At 67.7% G+C, this 14,597-nt stretch carries 15 protein-coding genes; 10 read left to right on the top strand and 5 right to left on the bottom strand.

Features of this window, described 5'->3' with window-relative positions:
* Nucleotides 1-61: 61 nt before the first annotated feature.
* A complete protein-coding gene (locus ACFVWT_RS12015; protein WP_390248039.1) occupies nucleotides 62-2,035 on the top strand; it encodes a glycoside hydrolase family 32 protein in 1,974 nt (657 codons plus the stop codon).
* 51 nt (nucleotides 2,036-2,086) lie between these two features.
* Here the strand turns inward: ACFVWT_RS12015 and ACFVWT_RS12010 are convergent, their stop codons facing one another.
* Nucleotides 2,087-3,319 carry a pyridoxal phosphate-dependent aminotransferase gene (locus ACFVWT_RS12010; RefSeq protein WP_209742123.1) on the bottom strand — a complete coding sequence of 411 codons (1,233 nt, stop codon included), beginning with the start codon at nucleotides 3,317-3,319 and terminating at the stop codon, nucleotides 2,087-2,089.
* 246 nt (nucleotides 3,320-3,565) lie between these two features.
* On the opposite strand from ACFVWT_RS12010, the gene ACFVWT_RS12005 reads away from it, so the two are divergent.
* The 3 genes from ACFVWT_RS12005 (at nucleotide 3,566) to ACFVWT_RS11995 (ending at nucleotide 5,740) form a co-directional block, all read left to right on the top strand.
* Entirely contained in the window at nucleotides 3,566-4,234 is a 669-nt protein-coding gene (locus ACFVWT_RS12005; RefSeq protein WP_390248038.1) for a protein tyrosine phosphatase, read from the top strand.
* 131 nt (nucleotides 4,235-4,365) lie between these two features.
* Nucleotides 4,366-4,923: an RNA polymerase sigma factor gene (locus tag ACFVWT_RS12000; protein ID WP_390248037.1), complete on the top strand. Its 558-nt coding sequence runs from the start codon at nucleotides 4,366-4,368 to the stop codon at nucleotides 4,921-4,923.
* Entirely contained in the window at nucleotides 4,916-5,740 is an 825-nt protein-coding gene (locus ACFVWT_RS11995; RefSeq protein ID WP_390248036.1) for a hypothetical protein, read from the top strand. Before ACFVWT_RS12000 ends, ACFVWT_RS11995 begins: the two co-directional genes overlap by 8 nt.
* A 36-nt stretch (nucleotides 5,741-5,776) precedes the next feature.
* Here ACFVWT_RS11995 and ACFVWT_RS11990 read toward each other — a convergent pair whose 3' ends face one another.
* Nucleotides 5,777-6,304, bottom strand: coding sequence for a hypothetical protein (locus ACFVWT_RS11990; protein ID WP_390248035.1), 528 nt, complete (start codon nucleotides 6,302-6,304; stop codon nucleotides 5,777-5,779).
* Between the two features lie 257 nt (nucleotides 6,305-6,561).
* Between ACFVWT_RS11990 and ACFVWT_RS11985 the strand changes: the two genes are divergently transcribed.
* The 3 genes from ACFVWT_RS11985 to ACFVWT_RS11975 are packed head-to-tail and all read left to right on the top strand — an operon-like array spanning nucleotide 6,562 to nucleotide 8,964.
* On the top strand, nucleotides 6,562-7,062 hold the full coding sequence (locus ACFVWT_RS11985; protein ID WP_390248034.1) for a sigma-70 family RNA polymerase sigma factor: 501 nt from the start codon (nucleotides 6,562-6,564) through the stop codon (nucleotides 7,060-7,062).
* Complete coding sequence (locus ACFVWT_RS11980) at nucleotides 7,059-7,766, top strand: anti-sigma factor family protein (protein ID WP_390248033.1); 708 nt, start codon at nucleotides 7,059-7,061, stop codon at nucleotides 7,764-7,766. Before ACFVWT_RS11985 ends, ACFVWT_RS11980 begins: the two co-directional genes overlap by 4 nt.
* A 31-nt stretch (nucleotides 7,767-7,797) precedes the next feature.
* Nucleotides 7,798-8,964 (top strand): pyridoxal phosphate-dependent aminotransferase, encoded by a 1,167-nt coding sequence (locus ACFVWT_RS11975; RefSeq protein WP_390248032.1) that lies wholly within the window; start codon nucleotides 7,798-7,800, stop codon nucleotides 8,962-8,964.
* A 94-nt stretch (nucleotides 8,965-9,058) separates the two neighbouring features.
* Here ACFVWT_RS11975 and ACFVWT_RS11970 read toward each other — a convergent pair whose 3' ends face one another.
* Nucleotides 9,059-9,538, bottom strand: a complete 480-nt coding sequence (locus ACFVWT_RS11970) for an SRPBCC family protein (protein WP_390248031.1) — start codon at nucleotides 9,536-9,538, stop codon at nucleotides 9,059-9,061.
* A 35-nt stretch (nucleotides 9,539-9,573) separates the two neighbouring features.
* Entirely contained in the window at nucleotides 9,574-10,464 is an 891-nt protein-coding gene (locus ACFVWT_RS11965) for a DUF1206 domain-containing protein (RefSeq protein ID WP_390248030.1), read from the bottom strand.
* Nucleotides 10,465-10,611: 147 nt separating this feature from the next.
* On the opposite strand from ACFVWT_RS11965, the gene ACFVWT_RS11960 reads away from it, so the two are divergent.
* The 3 genes from ACFVWT_RS11960 to ACFVWT_RS11950 all read left to right on the top strand — a co-directional run bounded on the left by ACFVWT_RS11960 (nucleotide 10,612) and on the right by ACFVWT_RS11950 (nucleotide 13,289).
* Nucleotides 10,612-11,112: a hypothetical protein gene (locus ACFVWT_RS11960; RefSeq protein ID WP_390248029.1), complete on the top strand. Its 501-nt coding sequence runs from the start codon at nucleotides 10,612-10,614 to the stop codon at nucleotides 11,110-11,112.
* 83 nt (nucleotides 11,113-11,195) lie between these two features.
* Nucleotides 11,196-12,773: a hypothetical protein gene (locus tag ACFVWT_RS11955; RefSeq protein ID WP_390248028.1), complete on the top strand. Its 1,578-nt coding sequence runs from the start codon at nucleotides 11,196-11,198 to the stop codon at nucleotides 12,771-12,773.
* 69 nt (nucleotides 12,774-12,842) lie between these two features.
* Complete coding sequence (locus ACFVWT_RS11950; RefSeq protein WP_390248027.1) at nucleotides 12,843-13,289, top strand: hypothetical protein; 447 nt, start codon at nucleotides 12,843-12,845, stop codon at nucleotides 13,287-13,289.
* A gap of 133 nt (nucleotides 13,290-13,422) precedes the next feature.
* On the opposite strand, the gene trmB is transcribed toward ACFVWT_RS11950, so the two are convergent.
* On the bottom strand, nucleotides 13,423-14,394 hold the full coding sequence (trmB, locus tag ACFVWT_RS11945; RefSeq protein ID WP_390248026.1) for a tRNA (guanosine(46)-N7)-methyltransferase TrmB: 972 nt from the start codon (nucleotides 14,392-14,394) through the stop codon (nucleotides 13,423-13,425).
* Nucleotides 14,395-14,597 lie beyond the last annotated feature (203 nt).

Genomic DNA, 14,597 nt, shown 5'->3' with positions numbered 1-14,597 from the left:
ACAAACGCCGGCGCCGGCTTATACCGGCGGCGGCGTTTGTGCATCACGATGATCGGTGGACATGTCGCTCAGGTTTCTCTCCAGCAAACTCACGCCCCGGGCCCTATGGGCCGCGGTGGCCGCTGCCTTGGTGCTTGTCCTGGCGGCGGTGGCCATCGTGGTGGGTGCGGGGCAGCAGCCGGGCCCGGAAAGCCCCGCCGCGGACGCGCTGGCAGACCTCGCTGAGGCCCAGGCGGAGGCCAAAAAAGATGCCGGCCGCTATGGCTCGTTCTGGCTGGCCGGGGGCGACCGCAGCCTGGAAAGCCTGGCGCACCCGCTCCGGACCGACGGCGTTTCCGACCTCCGAGCCATTGAATGCGCCGACGGATGGGTGGCCGCCGCCCGGGCGGGGCAGGACGTCCTGGTACGTTCCAGCAGCCAGGACCAGGCGGTACGGGCAGGTTCCGCGGACATCCCCCGCCCGGACTGCGTCACAGCCGCTGCAGTGGAGGCCATGCTGACCGACCTGGGCGCGGGGCCCGAGGTTCCCGCGCCGGCGGAGTCCGCGTTCGCGCGGCCGGACGGAGCCTCCGCCTACCGCCCCGGCTACCACATCACCCCCCGCGAAAACTGGATGAACGATCCGCAGCGGCCGTTCTGGCTGGACGGCCTCTGGCACTACTACTACCTCTACAACGCCGGCTACCCGGAGGAGAACGGCACTGAGTGGTACCACCTCACCAGCACCGACCTGGTGCACTGGAAAGACGAGGGGGTGGCCATTGAAAAGTACAAGAACGGCCTGGGGGACATCGAAACGGGCAGCGCCGTGGTGGATTACGGGAACTCCGCAGGGTTCGGCAAAGGTGCTGTCATCGCCGTCATGACGCAGCAGGACGACGGCATCCAGCGGCAGTCGCTCTTCTACTCCACCGACAAGGGCTACACATTCAAGCCCTACGACGGGAACCCGGTGATGGACAACCCGGGGGAGCAGCACTGGCGCGACCCGAAGATCATCCGTGATGACGCGAACAACCAGTGGGTGATGGCCCTGGCGGAGGGCGAAAAGATCGGCCTGTACGCCTCCGCCAACCTGAAGGAATGGCGCTACCTGTCGGCCTTTGAACGCAAGGGCCTGGGAATTCTTGAATGCCCCGAATTCTTCCAGCTTGACGTCGACGGCGATCCCGCCAAACGGACCTGGGTCCTTGCAGCCAGTGCCAACGGTGCCGAGGAAGGGAAGTCCACCGGCGTCGCCTACTGGACCGGGACGTGGGACGGGACCCGGTTCGAGCCATCAGACCAGAAGCACCAGTGGCTGGATGACGGCTCCGACTTCTACGCCGCCGTGACCTGGGACGATCCACGGCTGACGGAAAGCCAGCGCATGGGGTCGCGCCACGCCATCGCGTGGCTGAATAACTGGGCCTATGCGCGCAAACTACCCACCGAGGACTGGCACGGCGGCGCCGACACTTTGGTCAGGGATATCCGGCTGAAGACGGTCTCCGGCAAGCCCACGCTCGTCTCCACCCCCACGAGTGCGCTGAAGTCGCTGGAAGGAGACACCGCCACCGTGGAAGACCGGAAACTGACTCCGGACGGTGCAGCCGGGCTTCCCGCGACGGGCCGTCCCGCTTCGGCGGGTGGGGCGTACCGCCTCGACCTCACGCTCGAACGCGCGGCAGGCGACGACGGCTCCGAGGCCAAGGTGGAGCTGCTGGCCGAAAACGGGGTCTTTGCCACGGTGGGCTATGACTTCGAATCGGGAACCGCCTTCGTCACGCGGGACGGGGCGGCCAAAGAAACAGCCGGCCTCGCGCCCGATTACGGCGTGCTCCGGCGGGCACCGTCAGCACCCCGCGAGGGCCGCGTCCGGCTTGAAATCTATGTGGACCACAGCTCCGTGGAAGTGTTCGTCAACGACGGCGAGAGAACCCTGACCTCGCTCGTCTTCCCGGCCGGGGCGCCGAACGGACTGAGGGCGCTGACGAAGGACGGGACGCTGACGCTCAAGTCCTTCAGCTATACGCCGATGGCAGCCACGTCCTGACCCGGGCCTGATTCTGCCCGCCGGGTTTCCGGACGGCGCGCAACGGCTCCGCTACGCGTCGTCCGCCACGCCGGTCCGGTACGAGGCGAGGAATGCGGCGATCCGGCGCACTGCTTCCTCGATGTCTTCCACTGAGGGAAGGATGACGAAGCGGAAGTGGTCCGGCCGGGGCCAGTTGAACGCCGTTCCGTGCGAGACCAGGATCTTCTGTTCACGCAGGAGGTCCAGGACGAACTGTTCGTCGCTCTTGAACGGGTAGAGCTCCGGGTCCAGGCGCGGAAACAGGTACATGGCCGCCGCCGCGGGAACACATGTGACGCCGGGAATGGCGGTGAGCAGCTTATGGGCGCGGTCCCGCTGCTCACGGAGCCGGCCGCCCGGCCGGACCAGTGCCTCGATGCTCTGGTAGCCGCCAAGGCACGTCTGGATCGCGTGCTGGGCTGGGACATTGGGGCACAGGCGCAGGGACGCCAGCAGCTCCAGGCCCTCCCGGTAGGCCAGTGTTGCCGCTAGCGGGCCCGTGACTGCGACCCAGCCTGCGCGGTATCCCGGCATCCGGTAGGCCTTGGAGAGGCCGCTGAACGTCAGGACGCAGATGTCCTCGGCCACCGAGGCTGTATGGATGTGCTGAGCGTCCTCGTACAGGATCTTCTCGTAGATCTCGTCCGAGAACAGCACCAGATGGTGTTTGCGCGCCAACGCGGCAAACTGCTCCAGGACGTGACGCGGGTACACGGCTCCTGTGGGGTTGTTCGGGTTGATGATCACGATTGCCTTGGTGCGCTTGGTGATCTTTGCTTCGACGTCGGCCATGTCCGGCCACCAGTGCTCGTCCTCGTCGCACAGGTAGTGCACTGGCTTGCCGCCGGTCAGGGTGACGGCCGCCGTCCACAGCGGGTAGTCGGGCGCCGGAATGAGGATTTCGTCGCCGTCTTCCATGAAGGCCTGGAGGCACATGGAGATGAGCTCACTGACGCCGTTGCCGATGAAGATGTCCTCGACGCCGATCTGCATCAGGCCGCGGGTCTGGTAGTACTGCGAGATGGCCGTGCGCGCGGAGAAGATTCCCTTGGAATCGCTGTAGCCCTGCGCCCCGCGCAGGTGGTGGATCATGTCCACCACCACGGACTCGGGGGTCTCCAGCCCGAACGGCGCGGTGTCGCCCAAGTTCATCTTGAGGATCCGGTGTCCTTCGGCTTCCATCTCCTTTGCCGCCTGGAGGATGGGTCCGCGGAGTTCGTAACGGACGTTCTGGAGTTTGCTGGAGTGCTGCATCGGACGCATGCTTGATCTTTTCACAGCGCCGGCGGGACAGCACCTGTGGTTGAGCCAGCCGCTCCCGTGCCGGTCCCGGCGCCGGCCCCGCGGCCGCGGGCCTTGCCGGGGTCCCGCAAAAGAATTCCGGCACCGCGTAACCTTTCCGGAACCCGCAGCGATGTAAGGGGAGTGCGGACCGCATCCGCACAGCTCGAGTGGCCGGATCCAACCCGGCCGTTACTGACACTGTTGTATATGTTTTCGGAGGGTTTCATGTCCTTGTTCACTGTTTTTGCCACTAGTAAGGTTGCCGCGAGCGCATTGGCGGCCGGTACGCTGGCGGTCGGTGGCACCGGCGCAGCCGCCTTTGCCGGAGCCCTTCCTTCTGACGTTCAGCAGAGCGCCCACGAACTGCTCGGCGCCCCCGCCCCGCACGTCGGCGGCGTCTCCGAGACCGCCACGGCAGGCGCCGCGGCCGAAGCATCCGCTTCCGCCACGCCGTCCGCTTCCGCTTCGGCTTCCGCTTCGGCCGATGGTGCAGCCGCCGGCACCGATGCCGACGCCACCGCCGAAGCCTCGGCAACCGCCGTCGGCCCGGATGCCACCGGCCCCGCCGCCTTTGGCCTGTGCACCGCCTTCACCAAGGGCGGCCTGGACGCATCCTCCACCGGCTTCAAGTCGCTCTCCATCGCCGCCGAGGGCGAAGCCAACATCGAAAGCTACTGCGCGGACGTAACTGCCGCAGGCAAGGCAGCAGCCAAGTCCGAGGGCAGCAAGGTTGAAGGTACGGGCTCCGGCGAGGCCGCAGCAGACGTTCAGGCTCCGGAGGTTCCGGAAGCCCCGGAGCTGCCCACCGAGGCAGCAGTTCCGGCCACCCCGGAAATCCCCGCCGAGGTCCCCACCCAGCTCCCTGAGCTGCCCACCTCAGCTGGCCGTCCGTAACACAGCCGCCTATGGTGGACCGCGGGACTTTTCGCTGCGGCGGAAGTCCCGCGGTGCTGCCGGCCCAGGTTCGCAGCCTTCCGAACCTCGGACAGATGTGACCGCACTGAGCGGGATGGAGGAGCCTTAGGGTGCTGGACACTTTGGCAGATGAATACGTGCACACGGACGGGACCGACCCCGCCGTGCTGTTCACCCTTGTCTACCGAAAGTTCTCCGGCGCAGTGCTTGGTTACCTCAGGGCTCGCGGCGTGGATGATCCGGAGGCGGTCACCCAGGACGTGTTCCTTGCCTTCTATCCGAAGCTTGACGGACTGAGCGGCGGACTCCAGGGCGCCAAGTCGCTCATTTTCTCCATTGCGCACGCGCGGATGGTGGATTATTACCGCCGCAACGAGCGCACTCCGTCGCTCAGCCCCTACGAGTCCGAGCTCGACGGCCGCAGCTCGGCGTCTGCCGAGGAACTGGCGCTCGCGAAGGTGGACAGCGGAGGCGCAGGAGCCCTCCTTCAAGGACTCAGCCCGGACCACCAGGAAGTCCTCGCCCTGAGGGTGGTGGCGGACCTGTCCGTGGAACAGGCGGCCGAGATCATGGACCGGACCCCCGGGGCCGTCAAACAGTTGCATCGCCGGGCGCTCATCGCCCTTAGGGAACGCGCCTCAATAGGAAGCCAGGCACATCATGAGTGACAACTCCTCATCCCGGAACCAGCGGATCATCGACGAACTGCTGGCCGACGCCGGCATGGAAGACGCGGGCGAACTGCGCCCTGTCCTGTTGGAACTGCGTGCACTGGCCGCCGACAGCCCGCGGCCGTCCGCCGCGGTGGAAGCGCTGATGGCGACAGCCGCAACGCTGACAGCGCTTCCCGCTGTTCCTGCTGAACCCCGCACACTCGCCATGGCACTGCCTGCCGCCTCCGCCGAGCCAGCCTCCGCCGAGCCGGCACACGCCGACCCGGCCCTGGATGAGCTGGCCGCCCGACGACGGCGCAAACGCCGGTTGCCGCTTACGGCGCTTTCCGTCGCGGCCGCCCTGGCGGCCGGGGGTGCCGCTGCGGCGGCCACCAATGAGAACTTCCGCCACACCCTGGGTAACGTCGGTCATGCAGTGACCTTCTTCGTGGGGACCATGACGCCGGGAGGTGGGGGAAGCACGCCCGACCAGTCGGTGCCGGGTACCGGTGGAACGGCGCCGGGCGCACCCGCGCCCGCCTCACCGGTGCCTTCGCCGGCGGACGGCGGATCAGTCTCCGGCACTCAACCCGGTCACGGCGGCGCCGGCGAGCCCGCCACCCCATCGCCGGGCACCGTCCCCACGCCCGGACACACCCTGCCGGGGAAACCCGATCCCCGCGACCCGGCCAAGGTTCCGGGACTTGGACAGCTGCCCTCGGGCAAGCCGCTTCCAACTGCCCCCGTGAGCCCCGATCCGTCCGACCTTGTTCCCACATCGCCGGTGGAGCTGCCCGTCCCGGAGCTGCCGGCTCCCTCCCCTGTCCGCTAGCCGCGTGCCCGGCCGGGCTCAGCGCTAACCCGTTGGCTAGTAGCCGCCAGCCGCGGGCTTCAGCATGTCCCCTGAAGGGCCCACCAGGTACCAGACGTTGTTGACGCCCTGGCCGGTGATGTCACCGGGGGCTTTGTCCTTGGCGTAGTAGTAGACCGGCAGGCCGTTGATCGTCACCTGCTTCTTTCCCTCCGGCGTGGCGATGGTTGCCACCGTTCCCGTGACGCCCTCCGCGGCCGGCGTGGCCGATTCCGTGAGAACCGGCGGCCACGCGGCAACGCATGCGCCGGTGCACGCACTGGTGCCGGAGTCCTTTACGTCCTTGGTGAAGAAATACACGCTCATGCCTTTCGCATCCACTACGATCCGGCCTGCCGCCGACGGCCCCGTCTTCAGTACAGCCGCTCCGGCGGGGACCGCGGACGATGAGGTTCCCGCCGGAGCGGAGGCCGCCGTCGTACCCTGCGCAGTGGTGGGACTCGAGGTCCCCGTTCCGCCGCCACAGGCGGTGAGGGCCGCGGCCAGCGCCACAACGTACAGGCCTGTTCCCCAGTGCTTCTTCATGTCCAGCTCCTTGGATTCGTGCCGGCCAAACGGTGCGGGATCAGTGCGGGCCGGCGCTATCCGGTACGACGCACCAGGGAACAAAATGGTTCACAAGCGGAATCGTTCAGTAAGGCGCCTCCGTGGACCGCGGGCGGCGGTGAACCATTTCGGTCCGGACGGCGTCGTAACGGGGGAACGGCGGGCATCCGGCCGGCCGCGGCACCATGGGGCATCACACAATGCAGGGCACCATCAGTACAGCGGGAGGGGCGGGGATGCCACTCGATGAAGACGTGGTGGCAGCGATATACCGGGAGCACGGCCCGGCGCTGCGGCGCTTTGTGCTGAGCGCCTGCCGGGATCCGCAACTGGCTGAGGATGTGGTCCAGGAAACGGTGCTCCGCGTCTGGCAGCAGGCCCCGGAGATTACCGGCAGCCTGCGGAGCTACCTCTTCCGCACCGCCCGGAACATCATGATCGATAACTACCGCAAGGCCCAGCGCCGTCCCCTCGAAGCGGCCGAAAGGGACGTGGCAGACCCCGCGGAAGCCAGTGAACGCGTTGACGAACTGCTCAACCGCGTACTGATGGAGGAAGCCTTGCTGCGACTGAGCTCCGAACACCGGGACGTCCTGGTGGCACTGCACTACCGGCGCTGCACTGTCGCGGAAACGGCCGCGGAGCTGAGCATTCCCGCCGGGACGGTGAAGTCCCGTGCGTTCTATGCGGTCCGGGCTCTGCGGACCATCCTTGACGAAATGGGGGTGCAGCGGTGAGCGATGCGAACGTGCACCAACTGCTGGGAGCCTACTTGCTGGGCGGCCTGGAGCAGGCTGACGTGTCGCGGTTCGAGCAGCACCTCGCCGGGTGCCCGGATTGCCGGCGGGAGCTGGACGAACTCGCCAGCCTGCCGGCCCTGCTGGATGCCCTCCCCGTAGTCGACGCCGTCGCCCTGGCCGGGCGGGCGCCCGCGGCGGCAGCCCCGGAAGCCACTGCGTTGGGGGTAGTGGCTTCCGCAGGGGAGCCTGGCGCGCTGCTGGACGAACTGGCAGCACGGCGGCGGAAATCACGACGGCGGTGGGCGGCTTTCGTCGGGGCGGTGGCCGCCGCATGCCTGGCGGCGGGGGTGTTGGCCGCTCCGCTGTTCAACCAGCCTCCCCGGCCGGACGCCAGCTACTCGGTGGAGGCCCCGGGGGGTCTCCAGGTCCAGCTTGCCCTGGCGAAGAAGGCGTGGGGGACCGAGGTCTCGTTTTCCGGGACCAGCCTGCCCACCCGGGGCACTTTATCCCTGTGGGTCAAGGGCCGGGACGGCACCGAGGACCGTGCCTGCAGCTGGTCGGCGACTCCGGGGGGCCGGTCCAGGATCACCGGGGCAACACCCACCCAGATCAGCCGGATCAGCAGCGTGGAACTGCGCAACGAGGGCCAACAGACAGTGGCTGTCATTTCCATGGTGGACGGCTCGTCCGGAGCCCATTGACGCGATCTGCACCCGGTGGGACGCTGGGCACATGGTCCGCGGCAGGACCGGGCGTTTTGCCCGGATTCAGCCCTTCGGCATCGACAAGGTGGCAGCCGCCGTCGGTGGTGATCCCGACGTGCTCCGGATGGAGAACCTGGACACGGACATCGCGCCGCCGCCGTCGGCCATCATCGCCACCCGCGAGGCTGTGGGAAACATGGCCGCCAACAGCTGGCTCCCCTTCACCGGCACGCTGGCCCTCCGCCAGGCCGTGGCGCACCGGCTCCGGCAGCAGACAGGGCTCTCCTACGATCCCCGTTCCGAGGTGGTGATTACCGGCGGGGCGCTCGCCGGAATGCTGAGCGTGCTCCTGGCAACCGTGGACCACGGCGACGAAGTGATCCTCACGGATCCCACTTATGCGGGCATGATCAACAGGGTCCGGCTTGCAGGGGCCGTGCCGGTTTTCGTTCCGCTGATGGTCTCCGGCGGGCGCTGGCGCCTGGACCCGGTGAGGCTGGCCGCGGCGGTTTCAGCGCGCACCCGGGCCATCCTCTTAATGAGCCCCGCGATGCCCACCGGCCACGTGCTCAACGACGCCGAATGGGGTGCCGTCCGTGATGCCTGCCTGCACGCGGACTGCTGGCTGCTATATGACGCCGCCATGGACCGGATCCTGTTCGACGGCCTGCCGTACCGTCATCCGGCGTCGTTCCCGGAGCTCGCCCCGCACACCATCACCATGGGGGGAGTTTCCAAGACCTACCGCATGATCGGCTGGCGCGTCGGCTGGGTGGCCGGCCCCCTGGAGGTGATGGGAGACGTGGCCCTCGCCGCGATCTACAACACTGCCGTGGCCAGCGGCTTCAACCAGGCAGGGGTCCTCGCCGCACTGACCAACAGTGACGACGGGATCACCGGGGCGGTGCGGGAGTGGCAGTCGCGCCGCGACCTGGTGACCGCCGAGTTGGCCGGGCTTCCCGTTGTGGTGCCTGAGGGCGGCTGGTCGCTGTTGCTGGATGCGGAGGCACTGGGGATGCGGGCGCCGGAGCTGTCCCGGCGGCTCCTGGCTGTTGGCCGTATCGCCGCGACCCCCATGACGGCGTGGGGCCAGGACGTGGCGCCGCGGTACGTGCGGCTGGTCTACGCCACCGAACCGGCGGAGCGGCTGCACGGCATCGGCGCGCGTGTCCGGGCCGCCCTCGAAGGCGACTGAGCTGGTGCCGGCCGAGCGAGATCGGGGGGCCGGCCCGGCGGCTGCGTGACGGCACGCAGCCCCCGGCCCGGAGCCACGGACTCGGAGGCTTGGGTCAGGGCTGCAGCGAGCGGAACTCCGCCACGAGCGCCGGGTCCTCGCACGCCCGGGCGAAAGCCTCGATGCGCTTTTCGATCTCGCGGCCCAGCAGCCAGCTGCCGATCCGCTCCGCCACCGGCCGCAGCCACGCCGGCCGGCAGGAAAAGGTGTACTTCCAGACAGCCCGGGTGCCGCCGTCGGCCGGGGTGAAACGCCAGCCGCCGCCAAAGTTGCCGAAGAACCACGGCCCGGAAACCATCGTCATGCCCACGTTCCGGGGCGGTGCATAGGAGACGTATTCGCTCACCATCACCAGCCCCATGTTCGAGACCGTCCGGGTGCGGACGCCCTTGCCCGCGGCCTTGGCGCCGTCCAGCCAGCCCTGCGCCGAAATGAAGGGGTCCCACTTCAACCGGAAGTCGCCGGTGGTCTGGGAGAACGCAAAAGCGGTCTCAGGGTCGAGTCGGATAAATCGTTCGGCGCGTACCTGGGGCATGCGTCCACCCTAGCCGGGCGGGTGCCCCAGGCGGTTCACATCTTCGCCAGCTTTGCCCGCATCATCGAATACACGCCGTAGCAGATCAGGCCGATTCCGGCGGCGGCCAGCAGGTAGAGCCCGAACGGCTGGTCCCGCAGGGCCTTCAAGCCTCCGTCCAGCCCGGTGGATTCCTCCGGGTGCGACCTGACCGTGGCAATGATAATCAGGAGGCCCACCAGCAGCAGCGCGAAGCCCTTCGCGACGTAACCCACCACGCCCAGGACGGACACTGCGGTTCGCGTGGTGCCCGGGGCAGGCATCCTGAGGTTCTTTTCGAACGACTTCCGGACGCCGCGGATCCCGTACACGATCCCTGCAATGGCCACCGCGGCGCCGATGACGATCAGCAGCGCAACGCCGCCTGGGGCTTTCATCAGCGCGATGGTGAAATCGCTGGTGGACCGGCTGTTGTCCTTCCCGGTGCCGATGGCGAACGAGGCCAGCGTCACGGCGAAGGCGGCAAAGACCACGGCCTGGCCGGCCGCTTTGAGTTTCTTGCCGATTTTTTCGCGCTTGGGCAGATGGCTGAAGTCGAAGATCGCATCGCTGGTCTGCCAGATGGCCAGGGCCACGCAGGCCACAAAGCTGCTCCACAGCAGGATGGGACCGGCCGGCTGGCCGGAGAGTTCCTGCACGGCACCGCTGACGTCCGCCTTGCCTTGGCCGCCCATGGCCAGGCGGATGGCGATGGCGCCCACCAGGAAATGCAGGATGCCGCTGACCGCGAACCCTGCACGGGCCATGATTTCCAGTGGCCGCGAGTTGGTGACTTCCTCAGCCGTCCCGGCGGCTTCCCTTAGTTCTTTTTTGATGTCCGGATCCTCGTGCAATTCTCGTGGCCCCGGGTCTGTCCCGATGGCAGTGTTAAAGGCCAATCGTGCCACGGGAACAGGCTCCGGAACAGCTCCCGGTCCGATGCCCGGCGCGACAGTAGGCTGGAACGATGGCCACCCAGCAGTACAGCGGAGACCCTGATCCGCGACATCCGTCCCTGGGGCGGCGAACGCTCCGATGTAACGCTCGACGGCGGGGTGATTGCCGCCGTCGCACCTCACCTCCCGGAGCGGGAACCGGCGCAGGGAACCGCGCCGCAGGCGGGGCCTGGAACCGCCACGGCGGCCGGTCCGGGCGTCACCGTGGTGGAGGGCCGGGGGAGGCTGCTGCTCCCCGCGTTTTCCGACGTCCACGTGCACCTGGACTCCAACCGGCTTGGACTGCCGTTCCGCGGACACACCGGCGGGGCGGGGGTGTGGACCATGATGCTGAACGACCGCAACAACTGGCGCCGGGCGGAAACGCCCATCACCGAACGGGCGGCCACGGCGCTGGGCATGATGGTGGCTCGCGGAACCACGCGCGTGCGGACGTTCGCGCAGGTGGACGCCGACTGCAGGCTGGAGCGCTTCGACGCGGTGGCAGCGGCCCGGCCCGCCGCGGCGGTCATGGACCGGCTCCCGGACCGCACCGTGATCCACCGCGGCAGGATGGTGGCGGACGGACTCAGGCTGCTGGCGGGGCCCCATGGGGAGTGATGCCCATGGCACCCCCTGGTGCAACATGGCACGATATGGACCAGCCGCCACCTTGCAACTGCATCATTCTCTGGGGAGACATCATGACTTTTTACGGTGCTGACGTCAGTCAGCTTCGCGCCTTGGCCAAGGCCGCAGACAAAGCTGCTTCACAGCTCAGCACCAGGGCGTCGTCGCTGCAGAGCCAGATCCTTGCCGCCCCCTGGAAAGGTGGCGACGGCGAGCGTTTCCGGCAGGAGTGGACGGGCAGCCACCGTCCCAGCATCGAGCGGGTGGTCGCAAGCCTCCGGCAGAACTCGAAGATCCTCCTCCAGAACGCCGCGGAACAGGAAAAGTCCTCGGCGGCCGGCGCGGGCGGCACCGGCGCCGGGCCGGGCGGGCTGCAGGGCCTGTTCGACCAGATGAAGAACTGGGCGCAGGAGAAGCTCGAAGCTGCCCGCGAGGCCGCGGAACACCGCGCCGACCTCCAGGGTCAGCTGGACGCAATGGCCGGGGCCAGCCCGGAGGAACAGGCCAAATGGTGGGACAGCCTCTCGGCCGCGGACAAGAAGTACCTGATCGAGGGCGAAGGCCCGGAGGGTCCGCTGGCCAAGGACCTGATGACCATGGACGGCGGGATCCCGGAATCAGCGCAGGACCTCGCCCGGCAGCACCTGCTGGAGCTGGCCAAGGAGGACATCCCGGTCTACACGGAGACGGGAAAGGCTTCGATCGAAGCCCGTGTCCTGTGGGTCCACGGCGGCGCCGAGGTGGGCACGGAAGTGGTGGAAAACGCGGATGGCTCGGCCACCGTGAAGGTCTACGGCAACATGGGCCTGGGCGTGAACGACGCTTCCGGATCCGCCGGTGCCACCCTGACCGGCGAGGTGGCCCGCGAATACACGTTCGACAGCATTGAAGAAGCCATGGCTGCGCGGAACCAGATGTACGCCGACCTCCCGCCGGACAGTGTGGGTGATATCAAGGACGTGGCCGGTAACCCGCCGGACTACATCCTGGACACCCTGAACGAGGCCGCTTCAGACAACGGCTCCAACGGCCATGAGGACAAGGCCAAGGGATCGCTGAGCTTTGAGGCCGGGGCCGATTCGGCCGATGCCGCCGCCTCCGCGAAGCTGGAACTGGCCTATGAAAAGAACCTCAGTGACGGGACGTCCAAGGGCAGCGTGGAAGTTTCCGCCAAAGGCAACCTGGACCTGGACGGGCGGACCTTCGAGGCCTCGGGCAAGGGCGGCCTGGAGTTGAACATGGACAAGGACAATAACCTCAGTTCCGTGTCCCTATCCCTGGAAGGCACCGTGGCGCAGGGCGTCAAGGAGGGAATGGATGTCAAGGCCGGCAGCGTCGAGTCCAGCGTCACGGCAGGCACCCAGGGCACCGTCAAGATCGACATCGACTACACGCCGGAAAACAGCACCGTGATCGACAGCTACATGAAGAACGTGGCCCTGGGGAACGACGCTGCGGCCGCCCGGGATGCCGCGAAACTCTACGAGGCAGGCTCGGCCACCGTCCAGGTGAACAGCGTGGTCACGGCGTCCAACGAGGCCGGGTTCGATGTCAAGGCCGGCGAGGTCAAGGTCAGCACGGAAAACCAGGTCAGCACTAACGTCAGCACGTACCAGAAGGTCCCGAACGACACCAAGCTCTCCCGGCTGTAGTTTCGCCTGGCCTATCAACGACGCTGCCCCATAAACACTGAGTTACCGCTGAAGGAGCAACCACCAGCCATGACAGTTCACATCGAATCCCCGCTCGGTTTCACTGCGGACTTCCCCGAGCACACCCTGGTCCTGGACGACTCGACCGCAGGCCCCAACACCGAACAGTACGGCCTGCTGGGAGACGTCCTCGTCACGGTCATCAAGGATGACACCTCCGTGGAAGGTCCGGCCGAGGCCAACGGCTGGGCGCACCTGATGTCAGCCCACTACCTTGAAGAGCGCGGCGGCAACCTGCTGACCGAGGGTGAACTGAACCTGCCCGGCAAAGCCGCCTACGCCGTCGTCGTCGGCTACGACGATAAACGGGGCGACGCGAAGGCGGCCGCCACCGTGGGGGTGTGGGAAAAGGACCGGTTCATCGGCGTCGTGGTGATCTGGCCGTACGTCGACCCGCAGCTCGAGCCGCGGATCGGCCTGCTCAAGGAAGTGGTCGGCGCCATCAAGGTGAGCTGACCGGCGCCTAGCCGAACACGGCCGCAACCGGTGCCAGCACGGCGGACACCAGGCTGGTGATGCCGGCCGCCAGCCCGCGGGAATCAGCGCAGGGGCGTTGCGGGGCGAGAGGCTGCGGGGAGGCCATGGTGCCTCACAGCCGCCGGTAGCAGAGATCGAAGATGAGGCGGCCTGCTTCGTGGGCCTTGTTTTCGAAGCTTGTCCGGATGCGGCCCTCGAAACGCGGCGCCCAGCCGCCCGTTTCGTCCACGCCCTCGTTGGGTCCGGTGTGTTCGGTGCTTACCGGGGCGCGGCCCTCCTTGACGGGCGCGCCGCCCACCAGGGATTCGACGCCGGACTGCCACACCTGGGTGAGCGGGCTTTCGGGACCCCTGCGTTCGCCGTCGTGCAGGTTCACGAAATCGGCCGACCCGGCCATGACGTCGCGGACGTGCACGGCGTAGTTGGACCAGTCGGTGGCCACGCGGAACAGCCCGCCCGGCTTCAGCGCGGTGGCGACGAGCGCGGCGAACTCGGGCTGGATGAGGCGGCGCTTGTGGTGGCGCGACTTGTGCCAGGGGTCGGGGAAGAAGACCCAGACCTCGCTGACCGAACCTGCCGGCAGCATGGTGGCAAGTACCTCCGGCGCGTTGGCCTCCACCACGCGGACGTTGCTGAGCTTGCGGCTGTTGATCTTGATCACGGTGTTGGCGAGCCCGGGGGTGTACACCTCCACGGCCAGGAAGTCCCAGTCCGGGTTCTCCTCCGCGGCGTGGCAGACGGCGTCGCCGAGGCCCGAACCGATTTCCACGATCAGGGGGGCAGTGCGGCCGAACTCCGCTTCGGCGTCGAACACGTAGTCCGGGTGCACCGAGGTGTTGGCGATGTGCCGCGGGACGTCAACCGCCCAGCGGTCCGAGTGCTCCTCCCAAGCCTGCTGGCGGCGGCCCTGCAACCGGGTTCCACGGCGCACGAAGCTGACCGGCCGGCCCCCGTAGGTTCCGAACGAGGCCTGGCTGCCGGGCGTCACCGGCCGGGACGGCTGCGACTGCTCCGGGGCCGAATCCGGGGTTTCCTCCGGTGTCTGGGCGTGCGTCGGTTGGGGGGTTTCTGGGGATTCACTCATCCCCTCCAGAATAGTTGAGACCAGCCGCTGTAAGCAGCCGAAGACCCGGGACTGGCTGCCAGGCGTGTGGACATGTGGTCTCCTCATGCCTTTGCGGGGGGTGTCCTGTGGCGCCAGGACGTGGCGAGTTCAGACTAGGGACGGCCGGGCGGGGCAGGTGACGGGATTCGGCGTTATGTGGATAACTCCTGCGAGAATGGGGC

The sequence above is a fragment of the Arthrobacter sp. NPDC058288 genome (assembly GCF_042880995.1).
Taxonomy (GTDB): Bacteria; Actinomycetota; Actinomycetes; order Actinomycetales; family Micrococcaceae; genus Arthrobacter.
Note: the sequence above shows the minus strand (reverse complement) of the source record. Positions and strands in the feature narration are given on the sequence as shown.

Coding starts and splice junctions, on each gene's coding strand:
- ACFVWT_RS12015 (WP_390248039.1), top strand. CDS start 62: ATGTCGCTCAGGTTTCTCTCCAGCAAACTCACGCCCCGGGCCCTATGG.
- ACFVWT_RS12010 (WP_209742123.1), bottom strand. CDS start 3,319: ATGCGTCCGATGCAGCACTCCAGCAAACTCCAGAACGTCCGTTACGAA.
- ACFVWT_RS12005 (WP_390248038.1), top strand. CDS start 3,566: ATGTCCTTGTTCACTGTTTTTGCCACTAGTAAGGTTGCCGCGAGCGCA.
- ACFVWT_RS11995 (WP_390248036.1), top strand. CDS start 4,916: ATGAGTGACAACTCCTCATCCCGGAACCAGCGGATCATCGACGAACTG.
- ACFVWT_RS11990 (WP_390248035.1), bottom strand. CDS start 6,304: ATGAAGAAGCACTGGGGAACAGGCCTGTACGTTGTGGCGCTGGCCGCG.
- ACFVWT_RS11985 (WP_390248034.1), top strand. CDS start 6,562: ATGCCACTCGATGAAGACGTGGTGGCAGCGATATACCGGGAGCACGGC.
- ACFVWT_RS11975 (WP_390248032.1), top strand. CDS start 7,798: ATGGTCCGCGGCAGGACCGGGCGTTTTGCCCGGATTCAGCCCTTCGGC.
- ACFVWT_RS11970 (WP_390248031.1), bottom strand. CDS start 9,538: ATGCCCCAGGTACGCGCCGAACGATTTATCCGACTCGACCCTGAGACC.
- ACFVWT_RS11955 (WP_390248028.1), top strand. CDS start 11,196: ATGACTTTTTACGGTGCTGACGTCAGTCAGCTTCGCGCCTTGGCCAAG.
- ACFVWT_RS11950 (WP_390248027.1), top strand. CDS start 12,843: ATGACAGTTCACATCGAATCCCCGCTCGGTTTCACTGCGGACTTCCCC.
- trmB (WP_390248026.1), bottom strand. CDS start 14,394: ATGAGTGAATCCCCAGAAACCCCCCAACCGACGCACGCCCAGACACCG.